The organism is Streptomyces sp. ISL-96 (assembly GCF_018614035.1).
Lineage (GTDB): Bacteria > Actinomycetota > Actinomycetes > Streptomycetales > Streptomycetaceae > Streptomyces.
On the sequence record NZ_JAGGPA010000003.1, the window covers coordinates 1 to 20,236 of the forward strand.

The 20,236-nt window shown below is 69.9% G+C and carries 19 protein-coding genes; 7 read left to right on the plus strand and 12 right to left on the minus strand.

The window, feature by feature from the left end:
* Nucleotides 1–1,396: 1,396 nt before the first annotated feature.
* Complete coding sequence (locus J7E96_RS02130) at nt 1,397–1,534, minus strand: hypothetical protein (protein ID WP_215126841.1); 138 nt, start codon at nt 1,532–1,534, stop codon at nt 1,397–1,399.
* Between the two features lie 733 nt (nt 1,535–2,267).
* Here J7E96_RS02130 and J7E96_RS02135 point away from each other — a divergent pair.
* From J7E96_RS02135 to J7E96_RS02145, 3 genes are all read left to right on the plus strand, one after another.
* The gene (locus J7E96_RS02135) at nt 2,268–2,753 is read left to right on the plus strand and encodes a hypothetical protein (RefSeq protein WP_215126843.1); all 486 of its coding nucleotides are present in this window, start codon (nt 2,268–2,270) and stop codon (nt 2,751–2,753) included.
* A 72-nt stretch (nt 2,754–2,825) separates the two neighbouring features.
* On the plus strand, nt 2,826–3,470 hold the full coding sequence (locus J7E96_RS02140; RefSeq protein ID WP_215126845.1) for a GNAT family N-acetyltransferase: 645 nt from the start codon (nt 2,826–2,828) through the stop codon (nt 3,468–3,470).
* A 51-nt stretch (nt 3,471–3,521) separates the two neighbouring features.
* Nucleotides 3,522–4,604 (plus strand): hypothetical protein, encoded by a 1,083-nt coding sequence (locus tag J7E96_RS02145; RefSeq protein ID WP_215126847.1) that lies wholly within the window; start codon nt 3,522–3,524, stop codon nt 4,602–4,604.
* Between the two features lie 14 nt (nt 4,605–4,618).
* Here the strand turns inward: J7E96_RS02145 and J7E96_RS02150 are convergent, their stop codons facing one another.
* Nucleotides 4,619–4,894, minus strand: coding sequence for a DUF1330 domain-containing protein (locus J7E96_RS02150; protein WP_215127061.1), 276 nt, complete (start codon nt 4,892–4,894; stop codon nt 4,619–4,621).
* A gap of 86 nt (nt 4,895–4,980) precedes the next feature.
* Nucleotides 4,981–6,066 carry an NAD(P)-dependent alcohol dehydrogenase gene (locus tag J7E96_RS02155; RefSeq protein ID WP_215126849.1) on the minus strand — a complete coding sequence of 362 codons (1,086 nt, stop codon included), beginning with the start codon at nt 6,064–6,066 and terminating at the stop codon, nt 4,981–4,983.
* A gap of 118 nt (nt 6,067–6,184) precedes the next feature.
* Between J7E96_RS02155 and J7E96_RS02160 the strand changes: the two genes are divergently transcribed.
* Nucleotides 6,185–7,042: a helix-turn-helix domain-containing protein gene (locus tag J7E96_RS02160; protein WP_215126851.1), complete on the plus strand. Its 858-nt coding sequence runs from the start codon at nt 6,185–6,187 to the stop codon at nt 7,040–7,042.
* A 99-nt stretch (nt 7,043–7,141) separates the two neighbouring features.
* Here J7E96_RS02160 and J7E96_RS02165 read toward each other — a convergent pair whose 3' ends face one another.
* The 4 genes from J7E96_RS02165 to J7E96_RS02180 all read right to left on the minus strand — a co-directional run bounded on the left by J7E96_RS02165 (nt 7,142) and on the right by J7E96_RS02180 (nt 11,364).
* On the minus strand, nt 7,142–7,831 hold the full coding sequence (locus J7E96_RS02165) for an ABC transporter ATP-binding protein (protein WP_215127063.1): 690 nt from the start codon (nt 7,829–7,831) through the stop codon (nt 7,142–7,144).
* Between the two features lie 90 nt (nt 7,832–7,921).
* Nucleotides 7,922–9,382, minus strand: coding sequence for an ABC transporter permease (locus tag J7E96_RS02170; RefSeq protein ID WP_215126853.1), 1,461 nt, complete (start codon nt 9,380–9,382; stop codon nt 7,922–7,924).
* Nucleotides 9,383–9,546: 164 nt separating this feature from the next.
* The gene (locus tag J7E96_RS02175; protein WP_215126855.1) at nt 9,547–10,824 is read right to left on the minus strand and encodes an Ig-like domain-containing protein; all 1,278 of its coding nucleotides are present in this window, start codon (nt 10,822–10,824) and stop codon (nt 9,547–9,549) included.
* Between the two features lie 213 nt (nt 10,825–11,037).
* Nucleotides 11,038–11,364, minus strand: coding sequence for a hypothetical protein (locus J7E96_RS02180; protein WP_215126857.1), 327 nt, complete (start codon nt 11,362–11,364; stop codon nt 11,038–11,040).
* A 116-nt stretch (nt 11,365–11,480) separates the two neighbouring features.
* Here J7E96_RS02180 and J7E96_RS02185 point away from each other — a divergent pair, with 116 nt between their 5' ends.
* Nucleotides 11,481–11,789 carry a hypothetical protein gene (locus J7E96_RS02185; RefSeq protein WP_215126860.1) on the plus strand — a complete coding sequence of 103 codons (309 nt, stop codon included), beginning with the start codon at nt 11,481–11,483 and terminating at the stop codon, nt 11,787–11,789.
* A gap of 22 nt (nt 11,790–11,811) precedes the next feature.
* On the opposite strand, the gene hutH is transcribed toward J7E96_RS02185, so the two are convergent.
* The 5 genes from hutH to J7E96_RS02210 form a co-directional block, all read right to left on the minus strand.
* Nucleotides 11,812–13,356, minus strand: coding sequence for a histidine ammonia-lyase (gene hutH, locus J7E96_RS02190; protein WP_215126862.1), 1,545 nt, complete (start codon nt 13,354–13,356; stop codon nt 11,812–11,814).
* Nucleotides 13,357–13,656: 300 nt separating this feature from the next.
* Nucleotides 13,657–14,844, minus strand: a complete 1,188-nt coding sequence (locus J7E96_RS02195) for a diguanylate cyclase domain-containing protein (protein WP_215126864.1) — start codon at nt 14,842–14,844, stop codon at nt 13,657–13,659.
* A gap of 91 nt (nt 14,845–14,935) precedes the next feature.
* Complete coding sequence (locus J7E96_RS02200) at nt 14,936–15,736, minus strand: enoyl-CoA hydratase/isomerase family protein (RefSeq protein ID WP_215126866.1); 801 nt, start codon at nt 15,734–15,736, stop codon at nt 14,936–14,938.
* Between the two features lie 48 nt (nt 15,737–15,784).
* Nucleotides 15,785–16,903 carry an adenylate/guanylate cyclase domain-containing protein gene (locus J7E96_RS02205; RefSeq protein WP_215126867.1) on the minus strand — a complete coding sequence of 373 codons (1,119 nt, stop codon included), beginning with the start codon at nt 16,901–16,903 and terminating at the stop codon, nt 15,785–15,787.
* A gap of 490 nt (nt 16,904–17,393) precedes the next feature.
* A complete protein-coding gene (locus J7E96_RS02210; protein ID WP_215126869.1) occupies nt 17,394–18,275 on the minus strand; it encodes a biotin--[acetyl-CoA-carboxylase] ligase in 882 nt (293 codons plus the stop codon).
* Nucleotides 18,276–18,380: 105 nt separating this feature from the next.
* On the opposite strand from J7E96_RS02210, the gene J7E96_RS02215 reads away from it, so the two are divergent.
* Together J7E96_RS02215 and J7E96_RS02220 are read left to right on the plus strand one after the other, a co-directional pair.
* Nucleotides 18,381–19,985, plus strand: a complete 1,605-nt coding sequence (locus J7E96_RS02215; RefSeq protein ID WP_215126871.1) for an acyl-CoA carboxylase subunit beta — start codon at nt 18,381–18,383, stop codon at nt 19,983–19,985.
* 15 nt (nt 19,986–20,000) lie between these two features.
* Nucleotides 20,001–20,207, plus strand: coding sequence for an acyl-CoA carboxylase epsilon subunit (locus J7E96_RS02220; protein WP_215126873.1), 207 nt, complete (start codon nt 20,001–20,003; stop codon nt 20,205–20,207).
* Nucleotides 20,208–20,236 lie beyond the last annotated feature (29 nt).

Here is a 20,236-nt window from a genome sequence, read left to right on the forward strand (position 1 = left end):
ACGCTTGTAGGGGGACGGCCCAAAGAAAAACGCCCTGCACGGGGGGTGGGGGAGTGGCGCGGGTGGGTTTGGTGGCTGTCGGGTGAGTGGGGGGGAGCGCGGTCTATTTGGGGGGTGGCCCGGCCCCCGCCTCAGCGACTGCGGCGACGGCCGCTGGTGCAGGACCCCCATTCCCACGCACACGAGCACCCACGAGCGGTGTACGGCCGAACCTTCCGGTCGACCTGCGGACCGGCCGGTCCGCAGGTGCGACGCATCAGTTGAATGGGGGGACTCAGGCGGGTATGGCGTCCACCCCGACCGGTGGCCGGTTGGGCCGCAAGCAGGTTGCTGATGTGGGTGGGTGGAGGGGCACCCAGGGGTCAGCGGTCCTGCCGACGGCCCGACCGGACGGGCTGCCCGGCCCGCAGGCGGGCGGCTCGACACTCACGGCTCGTTGGCGCTTTCGGCCGGGCGGGATGGGACGAACCCAGCAGAAGGCGAACATGAGCGTACCTTTTGCCCCGCTTTCAACCCATAGGAGAGTCATCGGTGTGCGTCATGTACTGGGTTCGGTTCACACCAGCGGCCGGGTGCGGGCTCCACGTGCACCCAACTCCCCACCACGCCAACTGCACCTCGTGGGCCCGCGCCGGTAGGGGTCGCGATCCGACCGGTGGGCGAATGGCCGGGCTGGGCAGTGAGGTTGGCGTGCCAGAGGGGGGTTGCCGTGAGCCGCGGCCACGAGCAACGAGGCGGTCCGCTTTCGTCGTTGGTGAAGCCGTCGGTTCGAGGCTCCGGAACGCGACGAACCAGCACTTGATGAGCGACAACGCCCCTCCAGCCCCACCCATCCCACTCATTACGCCTCGCGCCATCATGGAAGCGTTTCGACCCGCAGCCGGGGCGGAGTTGCTGCGGCGGCTGTGGCTGGGATGACGACCGTCAAGCCCATCGGACTGGCGGGGGGAAATTCGCTGGCTGGAAGCGGCAAGGACGCCCATTCCCGCCACCACGCCGCTCAGGGTTTCGGTCAGTGCAACGGCCCCCTCCGGGGCGTCGGAACGCGATGAATCCGGCACTCGGTGAAATCCCAAAACTCCTCACGTGCCGTCGATTGCCCAGTTCAGCAGCCGGTTGCAGGTCGAGCGACAGCAGAACGATCTGGTCACAGGCACCGTCCGTCCCACCACAGCGCGCCGGCCAGCGACCCCGTGATCACCAGCAGCGTGGCGAAGCCGCAGCCGTTCTCCTGCGCGACGGCAGTCTCTCGCCACTCGAACTCCTCGCTCTACGTCCCTGCCAGCCTGCCAAGCCGCCATGCGCGAAAGCTCAGCTCGTCATCCGTTTCGGGTACGAGTCAGGGTGCGGAAAGGGGTAGAGACAGCAGGTCGCGCCGTGTATCGCCATGGTCAGCTCACCACCAGCCCTGCGCGCCGCGCTCCAGTCTGCGGACGACTCCGCCCGAGCGCACCTCCAGCAGATACTGGCGGTACCCGGCGGAAAACGAGACGTTGAGCTCGCTCCACCAGCCCGTTCCGGGCTGGGAACGCAACCAACCCCGCACTTGATGAATCCCAGTGCCCCTCCAGTCCCATCCGTCTCACCCGTTGCGCCTCGGGCCAACACGGAAGCGTTTCGGCCCACATCGGCTCCCGCGTCTCCGCGTGGACCGCCGACTGGCGTGGCGGATTCGCACGTGCCTCGCCGTTCGGTGCGCCACCACCCACCCACACCAGCAACGGGCTTGCGGCCCAGCCGATCACCGGCCGGGGTGGACGCCGAACCGGCCCGAGTCCCCCCATTCAACTGTCGCGCCCCACCTGCACGACCATGAGTCCGCAGGTCGACCTGGCAGGCCAGCTGGCCGTCAGCGTGGGTGCGCGTGTGCGTCGGAATGGGGATGTCGCACCAGCGGCCGTTCCCGTCAGCCGCTGAGCCTGGGGCCGAGCCGCCCCCTGGACGTGGTGCGCCCCACTCACCGAGCCCGCCACCCGGGAACGGTGAACGGCCACTCGCCGGAGTTTTCCCGTGGGCTCCCCCCGGGGGCCGCCCCCCAGAAGCATTGCGGCGGAGGGTCGGCAGTCAAGGGTGAAGCGCAGCGCAATCGCCGCAGGCGACGCGACGCAGGAGCGCCCTTTACCGGCGGGCCTCCGACGCCACACTTACATGTGGCGGCCCCCAACGCAGACGCGACCAACGCCCCGGGTCGCCCGAAGCCGACCTCCCCGCTCGCGCCCCGTACGTTCCTGCACCCCGCTAAGCGATATGACTGGTAGACAGCGGTAATGACCTACTACGCAGACCTGACGCCGTACACCTACGACACTGACGAATCCGCGGCGCAAGAAGCAGCCGCGCCCGTCGGCGGCTCTCGTGACTCTGGCAAGTCCAGTGAGTCCGGGGAGTCCGGTGAGTCCGGTGACTCTCGGGACTTTCGTGGGCTTCCTCAGGTGAATGTGGGCTGGCTCGCGCGTGTCAGGCCGTACGCCAAGGGCGATCCTCCTCCGCAACTGGTGGAAACGCTCAAGCAAATGCAACGCACCCACCGCGTCCAGCAGACCCGCGGCTACCACTTCTGCCCCTGGTGCGCCGCAAGGCTCCTCGGCCTCCTCGGCGCGCGCGACAACTGCCCTCGCGGCAGCGCCGAGATACGAGTCATCGGTGAAGGTGTCGTCTATGCCGCCCCGGAGCTGATCGCCCACTACGTCGAAGCCCACAACTACGCACCACCGGCCGAATTCGTTCGAGCGGTCCTGGCGTCCAGGAGCTGACTCCCCCCTCACACCCAACCCCCACCCCCTTATTCGGTGGTGGCCGGCGGCGCCACCCGCCACGATCAGAAGATGCGCGGCATATTCCTTGAGACAGAACGGCTCGTCCTTCGTGCGTTCGGTGAGTGCGAAGCCGAGGCGGAAGACAGCGACGTCGAACGGCTCGTCCGCCTCGACAGTGATCCCGACGTCATGCGCTTCATCAACGGAGGCCGGCCCACCTCCCGCGCATTCGTCATCCAGCGCGTACTGCCGCAGCTGACGCACGACTATCCCTGCATCGGAACCCGCGGTTTCTGGGCTGCCGAGGAAAAAGCGACGGGAGCGTTCCTCGGATGGTTCGAGTTCCGGCCGCTGGCCGACGACAGCGCCGATGTCGTCGAGCTCGGGTACCGGCTCGGCCGGGCGGCCTGGGGGCGGGGTTACGCCACCGAGGGAGCCCGCGCCCTGATCGACAAGGGGTTCACCGACCTCGGCGTGCAGAAGGTGACCGCGGACACCATGTACGTCAACTCCCGTTCCCGGCGCGTGATGGAGAAGGCGGGCCTCCTCTTCGTACGCCGCTGGTTCGGGGAGTGGCCCGACAGCATCGACGGCTGGGAACAAGGGGACGTTGCGTACGCCCTGGAACGCAGTCAGTGGAAGGGTGGCTCCACCCACACCCGCCACACCTGCCACACCGGCCGCACCACTCACACCACCCACCGAGTCCAGTAATTCTCCTGCTCGTGTACGTACCGTGACCCTGACCAGGGATTATTACGTCCCGTGTTCACCAACCTCGTCACCGCCGTCGGCCTGGCCGTTCTTGCCTGGGCCCTCGTCCATGTCGCCCGCCTCGCCCTCCGCAACCAGCGGGCCAAGCGCTTCGACGCCACCGCCTACGGCCTCGTCCCCCGCGATCAGCTCGACAGCCGGCGCTCCGGACCGCCCCGCGACGAACCCGCGCTCCGGCTCGCCGTCGACGCCGCCTGCCAGGGCGACTGGGAGCCGGCCTCAGGCCTCCTGGCCTCTGCCTCGGACGACAAGGACTGGGAGTCGCGCTGGCGGCTCGTCGAAGTCTTCGCGGACGTCGCCGTCGAAGACGAGCGGTGGCTGCGGACCTGGCGCGCCGAGCGGCCGCAGGACGCGGACGCCGTGGTCGTACACGCACACGCCCTCCTCCTGCGCGCCTGGGCGGCGCGCGGTGTGAAGTACGCCGGGCAGACCTCGGACGGCCAGATGGCACTCTTCGCCGAGCTGCTGCCGACCGCGATGTACGCCGCCCAGGAGGCCGCCAAGCTGGCGCCGCGCGACCCTTGTCCGTGGATCACGATGGTCGCCGCCGCGCGCGGACTCGGGCTCTCGCACGACGAGTTCCGGCAGCTGTGGGCCGAACTCACCGCTCGCGCGCCGCAGCATTACGACGCGCACTGGCAGGCCCTCCAGTACTGGTCCCAGAAGTGGTACGGCTCCCACAAGCTGATGTTCAAGTTCGCCAAGGAGGCGGCGCAGTCGGCGCCCGCCGGCAGCCTGCTCTCCGCCATCTGTCTGCACGCCGTCCACGAGGCCGTGCTCCAGGAGGGCGACCAGGCCTACCGCACCTGGGTCACCAAGCCGATGCTCGCCCGCGTCCAGGCAGATCTGGCCCAGGCGGCACTCGCGGCACCCGACGATCACCGGCTGCCCCCGATACGGCACCTCCTCGCCGCGACCCTCGTGAAGACCGGGCGCTACGCCGAAGCCCTGGCACAGTTCCGGCTGATCGGCGGCTGGTGCGGAGCCGCCCCGTGGACCGACGCGAACGACCCCACGCTGGCCTTCGATCACGCCCGCGGCCTCGCCGCGCTGGGGTCCGGCCGCCGCCCGTAAGGGCGGACTGACAGTCATCCCGCCTGCCGCCGCATCCTCGCCGCCGTGTCCGCCGGGTCGTAACCGGGTGCGACCCCCTCGGCCAGGATCACGTCCCCGGTGATGTGCTTCGTACGCAGCGGCAGGATCTCCCGGTAGGCCTCGGAGTCGTACCAGTCCCGCGCCTTCTCGATGTCCGGGAAGCCGATGACGACCAGGTAGCCGGGCCACTCCCCCTCAAGGACTTCCACCTCCGTCCCATGGACGAGGAAGCGACGAGTGGCTAGCTCGTGACGTTCGTCCTCGCTGATGTGTCACATCCTTCCGGGGAGCACCACCACCGTCGATTACCGCTCAGGTAATGCGCACAATGCGTGTGCGCCCAACCCGCCGCAGATCAGATCGTTGCCGTGTCGATCACGAAGCGGTAGCGGACATCGCTCGCCAGGACCCGCTCGTACGCCTCGTTGATCTGGTCCGCGCGGATCAGTTCGATCTCCGCGCCCAGCCCGTGCCGCGCGCAGAAGTCGAGCATTTCCTGCGTCTCGGCGATACCGCCGATCATCGAGCCGGCCAGCGTCTTGTTGCCGCCGATCAGCGAGAACATGTTGATCGAGTTGGGCTCCTCCGGTGCGCCCACGTTCACGAACGCCCCGCCCACTTTGAGCAGGCTGAGGTACGCGTCCATGTCCAACGGCGCGGAGACCGTCGAGACGATCAGGTCGAAGGAACCGGCCAGTTCCTCGAAGGTCTTCGGGTCGCTGGTCGCGTAGAAGTGGTCAGCGCCGAGCTTCAGCCCGTCCTCCTTTTTGCGGAGTGTCTGGCTCAGTACGGTCACCTCGGCGCCCAGCGCGTCCGCGATCTTGACGCCCATGTGCCCGAGGCCGCCCAGACCGAGGATCGCGACCTTCTTGCCCGGGCCCGCCTGCCAGTGCTTGAGCGGCGAGTAGAGGGTGATGCCGGCGCACAGCAGCGGCGCGGCGACGTCCAGGGAGAGGCCCTCCGGGATGCGGACCGCGTAGTTCTCGTCGACGACGAGGTGGGTGGAGTAGCCGCCGTACGTCGGCTCACCGTTCTTGTCGAGTGCGTTGTACGTACCGGTCATGCCCTTGGCGCAGTGCTGCTCCTGGCCCGCGAGGCAGGCCTCGCACGCGCGGCAGGAGTCGACGAAGCAGCCGACGCCGACGCGGTCACCGACGGCGTACTTGCTGACGCCGGGGCCGACCTCCGTGACGATGCCGGCGATCTCGTGGCCCGGAACCATCGGGTAGATGCCCTCGCCCCAGCCGTCACGGGCCTGGTGGATGTCGGAGTGGCAGATGCCCGCGTACTTGATCTCGATCATCACGTCGTGCTCACCGACCGGGCGGCGCGGTACGGAGATCCTCTCCAGCGGGGCCTTCGCGGAAGGGGCGGCGTATGCGGCGACAAGGGCGGGAGAGGAAGACGGGGACGAAGACTGGGACGAAAGAGAAGTGGTCATGCCTAGAGGCTGCCTGAACTGCGGAGATCCACCCAGCCCCCTGTTGAACGTACGTCTGCTGTGCCTACCACTGGCGGGGACAGGATCACCGTCGTACGCCGGGTAATACTTGATTGCTATGGACCAGCGCGCCGAACTGAGTGAGTTCCTCCGCCTCCGCCGTGCGCGGCTCAAGCCCGAGGACGTAGGCCTGCCCGACTTCGGCAGGCACCGCCGCGTCCCCGGTCTGCGCCGCGAGGAGCTGGCGCAGCTGGCGGGGGTCTCGGTGGCGTACTACACGCGCCTTGAGCAGGGCAACGGCCGCAATGTGTCCATGGAGGTACTGGACGCGATCGCCCGCGCCCTGCGGCTCTCCGACGCCGAGCGCGATCACCTCACCCACCTCGCCAAGCCGACGCAGAAGCGAAAGCGTTCGGCGATGCGGCCACAGCGCCTGCGGCCGGGGATCCAGCAGCTGATGGACGCGATGGACGGCGTGCCCGCGTACGTCGTGGGGCGGCGTACCGATGTCCTCGGCTGGAACCGCCTCGCCCGTGCGCTGTTCGGCGACTTCGCCGCGCTCCCCGCCGATGAACGCAACTTCGCCCGTCTCGTCTTCCTGGACGACAACTTCCGGGACGTGTACACCGACTGGGAGCACAAAGCGTGCGAGGTCGTCAGCTATCTGCGATTCGACGCGGGCTGCCATCCGGACGATCCGCTGCTGTCCGCGCTGGTCGGCGAGTTGTCGGTGAAGAGCGAGGTGTTCAGGAGCCTGTGGGCCGCGCACCACGTGAAGGACAAGGGCCACGGCACCAAGCGGCTGCACCACCCCCTGGTGGGTGACCTGACGCTGGCGTACGAGACGCTGAGGCTGCCCGACGACGAGGAACAGTCCCTGGTCACCTTCCACGCGGAGCCGGGATCGCCGTCGGAGGCGTCCCTTCGGCTGCTGGCGAGCTGGGGGACGGACGTGAATGTGGAGGTACGTGGATAAGTGACCCGCCAGTGACCCTTCGCCGGGCGGCCGGCAACGAGGACACCGCCGCGGTGCGGGCCCGGAGGCCCGCACCTACGTTCCTGTCTCCCGCCGCCGCTAGTAGGCGGCCGGCGCGTTCTCCGTCACCGTGACCCGGCCCTTGCGGATCGTGGCGAGGCGCGGTGCGCGGCGCGCGATGGCGCTGTCGTGGGTGACCATCACGAACGTCAGTCCGTGTTCCTTCCACAGCCCTTCCAGCAGCTCCATGATCTCGTCGCGCATCGACTCGTCGAGGTTGCCGGTCGGCTCGTCGGCGAGCAGCACCTTGGGCCGCTTGACGAGCGCGCGGGCGATCGCGACGCGCTGCTGCTGGCCGCCGGACATCTCGCCGGGCAGGTGCGTGAGGCGCTCGCGGAGGCCGACGGACTCCAGTGCCTCCGCCGCTCGTTCGCGCCGGGCCGCCGCCTTGAGGCCCAGCGGTACGAGCGCCGTCTCGACGTTCTCGTGGGCGGTGAGGGTGGGGATGAGGTTGAAGCTCTGGAAGACGAAGCCGATGCTTTCGGCGCGGACCTTGGTCAGCCGGGCCTCCGGCAGGACGGCCAGGTCGACGCCGTCGAGTTCGACACTGCCGGCCGTCGGCCGGTCGAGGCCGCCGAGCATCTGGAGGAGGGTGGATTTGCCGCCGCCGGTGGGGCCCTGGATGACTAGGCGGCCGCCGTCCTCGATGGTCAGGTCGACACCGGAGAGCGCGTCGATGGTTTCCTTGCCGCGCCGGTAGCGCTTGGTGACGCCGCTGAGCTGGTACATGGGTGGGGTCAACTCCTGCTGTACGAAGAAGAGGAAGACGAGGAGGAACGGGGACGTCAGGGGCACGGGGACGTCAGGGGTACGGGTACGTCAGGCCACGCGGCGCAGCGCGTCGGCCGGCCGCAGTCTGGACGCGCGCCAGCCGCCGAAGCCGCCCGCGATCAGCCCGCCCGCGACGGCGAGTGCGACGGCGAGCCCGATGGTGGTGAGGGAGACGGGCGCGGTGAGCGCGATCTCGACGGCCTTGCCGGAGGCCTGCCGGAGCGGGCCTCCACCGCCGCCGGGGCCGGTCACGGTAGCGGCGGCACCACTGCCGCCACCGGCCGCTGTGCCCAGTTGCGCCGTAAGCGTGGGGCTGATCGCGGTGACGAGGTACGCGCCGCCGACACCCACCGCGATTCCGAGCGCGCCGCCGAGCAGGCCGTTGGCCAGGGACTCGCCGACGACCTGGCGGGTGACGCGGCCGCTCTTCCAGCCGAGCGCCTTGAGCGTGCCGAATTCCTGTACGCGGCGACTGACCGCCGAGGAGGTGAGCAGCCCGGCCACCACGAAGGCGGCGACGAGCACCGTGATCGACAGCCACTTGCCGACGCTGGTGGCGAGGTCGGACGCGGTGGACAGGGAGCCGGAGACCGTGTCGGCGAGGTCGGCGGAAGTGGTGACGGTCGTACCCGGAATGTTCTTCTGTACGGCCGACTTCACCTCGCCGATGCGCTGCGAGTCGGTGGCCCTGACGTAGACGGTGGTGACCTTGTTCTTGGCGTCGGCCAGGGTCTGAGCCTGCTTCAGCGGTAGGTACACATTCGCGGCGGCGTCGCCGCTGTCGGCCGTCGCGATGCCGATGATCTGGTATTTCGTACCGGAGATGGTGACGGTCTTGCCGGTCTTGAGCTTCTTCTCCTTGGCGTACGCGCTGTCGACGACGGCGACCTTCGCGTTGGTCTCGGACTCGGTGAACGTGCGTCCCGAGGTGATCTCGGAGGAGGTGAGCGGGCCGAGCGCGGGCTCGGTCACGTCGGTTCCGTAGACGGAGAAGGAGTCGACGCCGAACGCGGCGCCGCCGCCCCGCACCGCGCCGCCACCGGCCCCGCCGGGTCCACCCGGTTGCGCGGGCTGCGCCTTGTCGACTTCGCCGCGCTTGAACTGGCCGCTGACCTTGAGGACCTGGAGGTTCAGGCCGCCGACCGCGTCCGCGACGCCGTCCTGGTCCGAGACCTTGCCGACCGTGGAGGACGCCAGGGTCTGGAAGCCCTGCACCATCACCCGGTCGCTGCTCTGTTCCTTGTCGTCACCGCTGTCCTTGGCGTCGAACTCGAAGCGCGGTTTACGGCTGGTGTCGTTCTCGCCGGGCGGCGCCGCGGCCTTGGTGACCGTCATGTCGGTCCCGAGCCCGTACAGCGATTGAAGAACCTTGTCCTGGGCGCGGCCCATGCCGGCGGAGACCGAACTGACCACCATGACCAGGGCGATGCCGAGGGCAAGGCCTGAGGCGACGACGAACGCCGCCTTTCTGCGGCGGCGCAGCTCGCGCCGGAGGTAGGTGAAGAACATGGCGCGAAGCTATGGGCGCCGCGTGATGGCTGGATAAGGCCGGGCTGAGAGCCGCATGAGAAGCCGGGAACGCGAACGGCGGGCGCCGCCCCGAAGTTGGGGTGACGCCCGCCGCCGTACTGCCTACGGGCAACGCGGGAAGGTTGCCGGGAAAGCTGCTCGGATCAGATCGCGGAGCCGGCCTTCCACTGCTCCCAGTCCATGTTCCAGCCGTTGAGGCCGTTGTCCGGCTTGATGGTCTTGTCCGGGGAGTTCTTGACGACGACCACGTCACCGACGATCGAGTTGTTGAAGAACCACGCACCGGGCTGCTTCGGGTCGTTCGCACCCTTGGCGTCGTTCAGGCCCACGCAGCCGTGGCTGGTGTTGGCGCTGCCGAAGATGGAGTCGGCGCCCCAGTAGTTGCCGTGGATGAACGTGCCCGAGGTGGACAGCCGCATGGCGTGCGGGACGTCCTTGATGTCGTACTCGCCCTTGCCGTCCTTCTTCGTGAAGCCGACGGTCGAGCCGTCCATCCGGGTCTCCTTGAACTTCTCGGAGATCACCATCTGGCCGTTGTACGTCGGGTTCTCGGGCGCGCCCGCGGAGATCGGGATGGTCTTGATCGTCTTGCCGTCCTGGGTGACCGTCATGGTCTTGGACTTGGCGTCGACGGTGCTGACCTGGTTGCGGCCGACCGTGAAGGTGACGGTCTTGTCCTGTACGCCGTAGACGCCGTCGGCGCCCTCGACGCCGTCGAGCGCCAGCTTCATGGTGACCGTGGAGCCGCCCTTCCAGTACTCCTGGGGGCGGAAGTCCAGCCGCTGGGAGCTGAACCAGTGGCCGACGACTTCCTGGCCGCTGCTCGACGTGACCGTGATGCCCTTCTGGACGGCGGCCTTGTCGGTGATCGGCTTGTCGAAGTTGATCGACACCGGCATGCCCACGCCGACCTTGGAGCCGTCGTCGGGCGTGAAGTTCCCGATGAAGCTGTTTTCGGGCGAGACGGTGGTGAAGGAACCGTTCTCGTGGGCCTCTCGGCCCTCGGAGTCCGCCGCCGTCGCCGAGATCTTGTACGTCGTCGAGCGCTTCAGCTGCCCGTCCGGCTTCCAGCTCTTGCCGTCGGCCGCGATGGTGCCGGCCACGTCCGTCCCGTCCGTCGAGGTCATGGTGACCTCGGTCAGCTTGCCCTCGCTGACGGTGACCTTGGTGCCGCGGTTGATGCTGACGTTGTCGGCGCCGCCCTTGGGTGTGATCGCTATTCGGGCCTTGGAGGTTTCCTTGGCCGCCGCCTCGTCGACCTCGGCCTGCGACTTCTCCGAGCTCTGGGCGCTGCTGCGGCCCTTGTCGCCGCCGTCGTCGCCGCCGCTACAGGCCGAAAGCACCAGAACGCCGCCGAGCAGTGCGGACGCGGCCATAAGGCCCCTGCGCCGCTTGCTGTCCGTCATCACACGCTTCTCCATCGTTGCCGATTCCCCACAAAATCCCCGGGCAGAGCCGCTGGGCAGCATCACCCTGCCAATGTCCTAAACACCTGTACCGATTCGTCCGTTCCACATCTGGGGGGAATGTGGGGAACACCACTGATCACAGTGACCGACGCAGCCACGCCGCCGCCGGTTGCGGCGGCGGCGCGCTTTTGTTCGCCGGGCCCCCCGGAGAAGCTACGCGAGGCGCTACACGGGTCCCTCCTCGTCGTCCTCATCAAGGTCCCACTCCAGGGCGTCGGGGTTGTAGTCGATCCGCTCACTGCTCCACGAGGCCTGCGCGAGCTCCACCCCGGGTACGTCGCTGATCAGGTCGAACGGGTCCACGAGGTGGGCGAGGGCCTCCGCGACGTCTTCCCTGACTGCGGCCTCGGCATGCGTACGTTCGACGTCCTGCGCGTGTGTGTCCTGCGTTACGTGCGCGAGGGCGGCGCCGGTGAGCGTCTCGGGGTCGGAAATTTCCAGCACCAATTCCACCTGGAGCCGGACAAAACGTGACGTGTCAATTGCGTTCATGCGTCGGAGCGTAGGCCTCCGGGCTCCCGCGACTTTCCTGCGACCCGCTGCTTTCATTAGCATCGGCGTACACGGCCGACGGCCAATTCCCGGTTGCCTCAAGGGGGATCGATTACGTGTCCGCACGCCGACCGCTGCTGACCGCCACCGCTGCGGGCACACTGCTGTGTGCTCTGTGGTTCGTCCCGTCCGCCAACGCGACGGCCGAGGAGGAGGCGAAGCCCCAGCCCGCGACGCAGCCACAGTCGCAGTCGCAGTCGCAGTCACAGCTGCCGCCCGCGAAGAGCACCCCGCAGGACCTCGTGCTCGCCGACACGGGCAGCGTGGACACGACCCCGTACCTGGTCGGCGGCACGACGTTCCTGACCCTGGGCGCCGGTTTCATGGCGTACTCGATGCGAAGGGCCGCGCGCCAGATCATCTGACGCACGGCCCTTGGGACTGCGACTACGCGAGCGGCCCGGTCACCGGCTCGACGGCCTCGACGAGCCTGCCCGCCCGTACGAAGGCATCGGCGGCGGCGAGGTCGGGCGCGAGGAAGCGGTCGGGGCCGGGGCCCTGGACTCCCGCTTCCCGTACGGCCTTGATGACGGCCTGCGAGGCGGGCGCGGGCGTGAGCCCCTCGCGCAACTCGATGCCGCGCGTGGCGGCGTACAGCTCGACGGCGACGATCCGGGTGAGGTTGTCGATCGTGGTGCGGAGCTTGCGCGCCGCCGACCAGCCCATGGAGACGTGGTCCTCCTGCATGGCGGAGGACGGAATCGAGTCGACGGAGGCGGGCGCGGCGAGCCGCTTCATTTCACTGACGAGTGCGGCCTGGGTGTACTGGGCGATCATCAGGCCCGAGTCGACGCCGGCGTCGTCGGCCAGGAACGGCGGCAGCCCGTGCGACCGGTTCTTGTCGAGGAGCCGGTCGGTGCGGCGCTCGCAGATGGAGCCGAGGTCGGCGGCGGCGATGGCGAGGAAGTCGAGTACGTACGCGACGGGCGCCCCGTGGAAGTTGCCGTTGGACTCGACGCGGCCGTCGGGCAGGACGACGGGGTTGTCGACGGCGGAGGCGAGTTCCCGCTCGGCGACGGTCAGCGCGTACGCGATGGTGTCGCGTCCGGCGCCGGCGACCTGGGGGGCGCAGCGCACGGAGTAGGCGTCCTGGACGCGCGGGGCGTCGTCCTGGTGGTGCCCCGTGAGCCCGGATCCCGCGAGAACCCGGAGCATGTTGTCGGCGGACTCCCCCTGGCCGGGGTGGGGGCGTATGGCGTGCAGCTCGGGGGCGAGGACCTTGTCCGTGCCGAGGAGGGCTTCGAGGCTGAGGGCGGCGGTGATGTCGGCGGAGGTGTAGAGCCGCTTGAGGTCACCGATGGCCATGATCAGCATGCCGAGCATGCCGTCGGTGCCGTTGAGGAGGGCGAGGCCTTCCTTCTCGCGGAGCTCGACGGGAACGATGCCGTGCGCGGCGAGCAGCTCGCCGGCGGGCCGGATGGTCCCGTCAGGTCCCTCGGCGTCCCCTTCGCCCATCAGCGCGAGGGCGCAGTGACTGAGGGGGGCGAGGTCGCCGGAGCAGCCGAGGGAGCCGTACTCGTGGACGACGGGCGTGATCCCGGCGTTGAGCAGGTCCGCCATGGTCTGGGCGACGTGCGGGCGTACGCCGGTGTGGCCGGAGGCGACGGTCTTGAGCCGCAGGAACATCAGGGCGCGTACGACTTCGCGCTCGACGTGCGGGCCCATGCCGGCGGCGTGCGACCGGACGATGTTGCGCTGCAACTGGGCGCGCAGGTCCTGGCTGATGTGCCGGGAGGCGAGGGCGCCGAATCCGGTCGAGACCCCGTAGACGGGCTCGGGCTTGGCTGCGAGCGCGTCCACGATCTCGCGGGAGGCGGCGAGCGCGGCGACGGCCTCGTCGGAGAGCGTGACCCTGGCGTTGTCCCGGGCGACGGCGATGACGTCCGCTGCGGTCGTCCCGGACGTCCCCAGCACGACTGTGTGCATATCCATATTCAGAACCCTACGGACTGAATCCCTCTCTGTCACTAGTGGATGGGGGTGGTGCCCCTTACACGGCCGGTGGGCGGGTGCGGGTGCCTGCGGCGCTGTGACGCCCTTCGGGCGTGTCCTCAATCGCCGGACGGGCTGGATATTGCCGCTTGCGGCAACCTTTCAGCCCCTCCGGCGATTGAGGAGCGGGGTCTGGGGCGGAGCCCCTCACGCGGCGGAGCCGCAAAGTGTCACAGCGGGAAGGGGCGGGTCGGGGAAAGCGCCGCAGGCGCCGGCACGGCCACCGCACCCGCACTCCACTCACCCCCCGTCCACCCCAGGGTCCCGCCCCCGGAAAGCCCGCCGATCATGCGGCGCAGGCGGCGGCGCGTCCGCGAGCCGGACAACCGCTCCATCCCGCCCCGCCACCACCGGCTTCGAAGAGCGCGCCGCCTTCGCCCGGTACTGCGCCGCATCGGCCAGCCGGAACAGCCGTCGCGCGGTACGGACCGGCCCGATCGGATCACCCGTCGAAGCGACTCCGCACGCGACGCCCTCCCCCAGGTCCATTCCACCCGCCCGTACGCACAGTTCCTCGGCCACCTTCACCACCGCGTCCGACGAAGGACCGACCGCGAGGAGGCAGAACTCATCGCCCCCGAGCCGCGCCGCCAGCGCCCCCGGCAGCATCGCGCCGCACACCGACAACACCGAGCCGAAACGTTCTAGCAGCCGGTCGCCCACGGCATGGCCGAGCGAGTCGTTCACCCGCTTCAGCCCGTTCAGGTCGCAGACCACAAGACTGACGACCGTCCCCGACTCCCGGTGCCGCTCCACCGCCTCGTCGAGCCCTATGTCGACCGCCCGCCGGTTCGCCAGCCCCGTCAGCGGATCCGTGAACGCGAGCTTGCGGACCTCCTCCAGCAGCTCCGTCTGGGCGATACCGGCCGCGACCACCGATGCCAGCACCGTGGCGAAGTCCGCGTCGGACCGGTCGAAGACCGGCGCCCCGGCCGGCCGCGCCACATACAGCTCGCCCCACGCCTGCCCCCGCAGCACGATCGGCGCGACCACGCAGGACCCGCGCCCGCGCCGCCGCAGCGCCGCCACCCGCTGATGGCAGTAACCGGCGGCGGACGCATCGGTGGAAGCCTCGGCAGACGCACCGGCGGAAGTTCCGGCGGCCCCCTCCGCCGTCTCGACCCACGCGTTCGGCTCGCCCCCGCCCGCCCACTCCTCGTGCAGGAACTCCGCGATCTCCGGAAACTGATGTACGGGATAGGTCTCGCCCTCGGGGAACTCCTCCTCCCCCGCCGCCCGCTCCCCCGCGTTCACCAGGACCCGCAGCCGCCCCAGCTCGCGTTCCCACACCGAAACCGCCGCGAAGCTGCCCCCCAGCGCCTGCTTCGCCCCGAGCGCGGCCGCGCGCCAGGACTCACGCGGGGTGTGCGCCGCCGCCATCGCCTGCGCCAGCGTCACCACGGCCCGCAGCCGCGCATCCTCAGCCATTCCCCCAGCTTAGGGAGTTTATGGAGATTTGTAGCGATGTGATCCTTCGGCTTTCGGCCCCTGCCTCCGGCGCCCCTGTTCGCCTATTCGGCTATTCGCCCGGCCACTGTGGCGTGCGCTTCTCGTTGAACGCCGCCACACCCTCCGCGCGGTCGCCGGAGAAGGCCACCGACCGCCACGCCGCGTCCTCGACCTCAAGACCGGCCCGCAGATCCAGCCCGTGCCCGAGCCGCATCGCCCGCTTCGCGGCCCGCAGCCCCACCGGCGAGTTCCCGGCGATACGGGTCGCCAGCGCCAGGGCCTCCTCCTTGTCCTGCCCCGCGTCCACCAGCAGATCGACAAGCCCGAGCCCGGCCGCCTCCGCCGCCTCCACCCGCCGCGCCGTGAACACCAGCTCCGCCGCCCGCGCCGCCCCGACCCGCCGGGGCAGCAGCTGCGTACCGCCGCCGCCCGGAATGACGCCCACCGACACCTCGGGCAGCCCGACCACCGCCGTACGGTCCGCCACGATGAGGTCGCAGGCCAGCGCCAGCTCGAAGCCGCCGCCCAGCGCGAAGCCGTGCACGGCGGCGATCGTCGGCATGGGCAGCTCCAGTACGCCCGTGTACGCGCCCCGGGCGACCGGCCGCTGACGTACCAGCTCGGCGTCCGTGAACGAATTCCGCTCCTTGAGGTCCGCGCCGACGCAGAACGCCCGCTCGTTGCTGGACGTCACCACCGTCACCCGCACCTGCGGGTCCGCGCCCAGCGCGTCGCACGCCGCCGCGATGGAACGGGCCATGTCCGTGGACACCGCGTTCATCGCCTTGGGCCGGTCGAGGACCAGTTCGGCAACGTACCCGTGCCGCTGTACGCCGACGAACTCCCCGAACCGCTGCTGTTCCCCACTCATGCCGCACACCCTCCCGGTCAACGGTTAACGATCGTTACCGGGAGGATCCTAGGTGGGGCGCCTCGTCAGAAGCCATGGCTCGACCGTGCCGAGCCCGCGTACCGGCCGCTGCCACATCGGCTGGAGCGCGAAGCGGTACGAGGGCGGGGCGACGCCCTCCTTCTCCGCCATCTCCGCCTCTGCGGCCGCCTCCGCCTCGGAGACCGGCGCGTCACCGGTCCGCGACAGCTCCTTGGCCAGCGCCCCGTCCACCAGCAGCGCATCCTTCGGCGCTATCGACGTGAGCCTGCTGGCCAGGTTCACGGTCGTACCGAAGACATCGCCCATGCGGGTGGTGACCGTGCCGAAGGCGATGCCCACGCGCAGGGCCGGCATCGTCTGGTCGGCGGCCATCGTCTCGATGAGCCGCAGCGCGATCTCCGCCGCCGTGCCCGGTTCGTCCGCCGCGTACAGGACCTCGTCGCCGAGGGTCTTGATGAGCCGGCCGCCGTGAGCCGCGACGAGGTCCGCGCAGGTCGTCTCGAACGCCTCGACCAGCTCGCCCAGCTCCTCCTCCTCCAGCCGCCGCGTCAGCCGCGTGAACCCGACGAGGTCCGCGAAACCGACCGCGAGCCGCCGGTCGACCATTTCCTCGTCGTCGGCGGCCTGGACGACCCGGCCGGTGGCGGCGGCGAGCTGGCGCCGCCAGACGTAGCGCAGGAATTCCTCCAGCTCGGGGAGGAGCAGCTCGACCAGCGGATACGTGACTTCGGTACGGGTCATGCCGGGCTCCGGCGGCTCGGTCAGACCCTCCAGGAAGGAATCGATCTGCCATTCCGCCAGCCGGGCGGTGGTCTGCCCGGTGGACCGGGCGACCTGCACCGCCATCGGCTCGCTGAGCAGCCCGGCCTCGACGAGACCCGCGAGCCGCCGCAGGGCGAGGACGTCGGCCTCGGTCAGGGCCTTGGCCTGCCCGATGTCGGCGAAGCCCATGGCCCGCCAGAACCGGGAGGCGAGGTCCATGGAGACACCGGCCGTACGGGCGGCCTGGAAGGGGGTGTAGCGGCGCTCGGCGCCGAGGATCAGCTGTTCGAGGCGGATGGCGAGCGGATCGTCGGTCGGCTCGGCGGTGTGGTCGACGGCGTGGTGGGGCGTGGGGTACGGCGAAGGCTCAACGGCGGCCGGCACCCCGCTCTCGCTCCCGTCCGCACGGAGAACGCCGCGCCCGGGGCCGGCTCCGGTCCTGGAACCGGATGAACCTGTCGGACCGGACCGTGAGGCCTCGCCGGAGGGCTCCCCAGAACCCGCAGCGGAACCCGTACCGGAGCCACCCCCGCCCTCGCGCCCGGACGACTCACCGGGTCCCGAATACGGCTTCGCGACCGCGCCCGGTCCGGTCTCGTGGGGGTCTTCGCCGACAGCGGACGCGTCCGCGCCGCGGCCCGAAGGGGCTGCCGCACCCACAGAGGACTCCTTACCCGAACCGGAACCGGACGGCACAGCACCCGGTTCGGGACTCGTCCCCGGGTCCGGCCGCGCACCCGCAGAGGACCCCGCGTCGTCGACGGTCACCTACCGCCTCCTGCCCGTTCCCTGCGCACTGCCCTGTGTCCTGCCGATCGTCTGTCGCACCGATCCGTCGCGGATCGCCTCAACGATACGGCAGGTGTGCCCTAGCTCACTCCCCCGTCCCGCGCGTCCCCTCTGTACTCGCCCCCGGCCTGAGGTGTACGACGTCACCTGCTCCCACCGGCTGCTGAACCCCCTCGGCCGTCGCCAGCACCAGCCTCCCGTGACCGTCGACGGCCACCGCCTCGCCGGTCACCGACCGGCCGCCGGGCAGTTCGGCCCGTACCGTACGGCCGAGCGTGGCGCAGCCCGCCACGTACGCCTCCTGGAGGCGACTGGCCGCCGGATCGCCGCCGGACGCCCGCCAGTCGCCGTACCACTGACCGAGCGAACGCAGCACCGACCGCAGCAGCGGATCGCGGTCCGTCGAGACCGCTCCCGCGAGCAGGAGCGACCCGGCGCCGGGGATCGGCAGTTCCTTCTCGGTCAGGGTGACGTTGATGCCGATGCCCACCACGACGCCGTCCGCCGCCCGCTCGGCGAGGATGCCGCCGGCCTTGCGTTCCTCGCCACCGACGGTCACCAGGAGGTCGTTGGGCCACTTGAGCGCCGTATCGACGCCGGCCGACCGGGACAGCGCGCTCGCCACCGAGACGCCGGCGAGCAGCGGCAGCCAGCCCCACTTCTCGACCGGCACCTCGGTGGGCTTCAGCAGTACGGAGAAGAAGAGCCCGGAGCGGGCGGGCGCCGACCAGCGCCGGTCGAGGCGCCCGCGGCCCTCGGTCTGCTCCTCGGCGACGAGCACCGCGCCTTCGGGCAGGTCCTCGGCCCGCCCGGCGAGGTCGGAATTGGTGGATCCGATGGAGGGGACGACGTCCAGGGACGTCCACAGGCTGTCCTCCCGCACCAGTGCGCGGCGCAGCGCCACGGCGCTGAGCGGCGGCCGGTCGAGGTCGGACCAGCGGTGGTCTGAAGCATCGGGAGGCGTCATGCAACCCAGCGTAGGTGTGGCAAACGACGCACTGCCGAGCGGCACACGCGCCGCTACGCTACGTGCCAGTAGCCGTCCGCTGACCAGGCAGGGAGCCGCAACCCGATGTCCGAGCCCGAGACTGCCAACTCCGATGCACCCAGTCATACGACCGCGGGCAAGATCGCGGACTTGCAGCGCCGTATCGACGAAGCCACGCACGCCGGGTCCGCGCGCGCCGTCGAAAAGCAGCACGCCAAGGGAAAACTGACGGCGCGTGAGCGGATCGACCTGCTCATGGACGAGGGATCGTTCGTCGAGCTCGACGAGTTCGCCCGGCACCGCTCGACGAACTTCGGCATCGAGAAGAACCGCCCGTACGGCGACGGAGTCGTGACCGGCTACGGCACGGTCGACGGCCGCCCGGTCTGCGTCTACTCGCAGGACTTCACGATCTTCGGCGGGTCGCTCGGCGAGGTCTACGGCGAGAAGATCGTCAAGGTCATGGACTTCGCGCTGAAGACCGGCTGCCCGGTCGTCGGCATCAACGACGGCGGCGGCGCGCGCATCCAGGAGGGTGTGGTCGCGCTCGGCCTGTTCGCCGAGATCTTCCGTCGCAATGTGCACGCCTCGGGCGTCGTACCGCAGATTTCGCTCATCGTCGGCCCGTGCGCGGGCGGCGCGGTCTACTCGCCCGCGATCACCGACTTCACGGTGATGGTCGACCAGACCTCGCACATGTTCATCACCGGCCCGGACGTCATCAAGACGGTCACGGGTGAGGACGTGGGCTTCGAGGAGCTGGGCGGCGCGCGCACCCACAACACCACCTCCGGTGTCGCGCATCACATGGCGGGCGACGAGAAGGACGCGATCGACTACGTCAAGTCGCTCCTCTCGTACCTCCCCTCGAACAATCTCAGCGAGCCGCCGGCCTTCCCGGAGGAGGCGGACCTGCACGTGTCGGACGAGGACCGCGAGCTCGACACGCTCATCCCGGACAGCGCGAACCAGCCGTACGACATGCACACGGCCATCGAGCACGTCCTCGACGACGGCGAGTTCCTGGAGACGCAGGCGCTCTTCGCGCCGAACATCGTCACCGGCTTCGGGCGGGTCGAGGGCCACCCGGTCGGCATCGTCGCCAACCAGCCGATGCAGTTCGCGGGCTGTCTGGACATCAACGCCTCCGAGAAGGCCGCGCGCTTCGTGCGCACGTGTGACGCCTTCAATGTGCCGGTGCTGACGTTCGTGGACGTGCCGGGCTTCCTGCCGGGCGTGGACCAGGAGTACGGCGGCATCATCCGGCGCGGCGCCAAGCTGATCTACGCGTACGCGGAGGCGACGGTCCCGCTGATCACCGTCATCACGCGGAAGGCCTTCGGCGGCGCGTACGACGTCATGGGCTCGAAGCACCTGGGCGCGGACCTCAACCTGGCGTGGCCGACCGCGCAGATCGCGGTGATGGGCGCGCAGGGCGCGGTGAACATCCTGCACCGCCGTACGATCGCGGCATCCGTCGACGAGGCTGCCGCCGAGGCGACCCGCGCGGAGCTGATCGCCGACTACGAGGACACGCTGCTGAATCCTTACGTCGCCGCCGAGCGTGGCTACGTCGACGCGGTGATCATGCCGTCGGAGACGCGTCGGCACATCGTGCGCGGTCTGCGTCAGCTCCGTACGAAGCGGGAATCCCTCCCCCCGAAGAAGCACGGCAACATCCCGCTCTAGGAAGGGCCGCTGACGATGATCAAGGTCATACGGGGCAACCCGACCCCGGAGGAGCTGGCCGCCGCCCTCGCGGTGGTCCAGGCACGCGCCGCGGCGGCGGCGGGCTCGCCGTCCGGCGTGGAGGAACCGCCGACCGCCTGGTCGGACCCGGCCAGGGTCGCCCGCCACCGGCTGCCGCAGCCGGGACCGACGGCGTGGGGCCGGACGTACTGGCCGGGCTAGGCAGACCACACGAAGGCCGGACCCGCGAA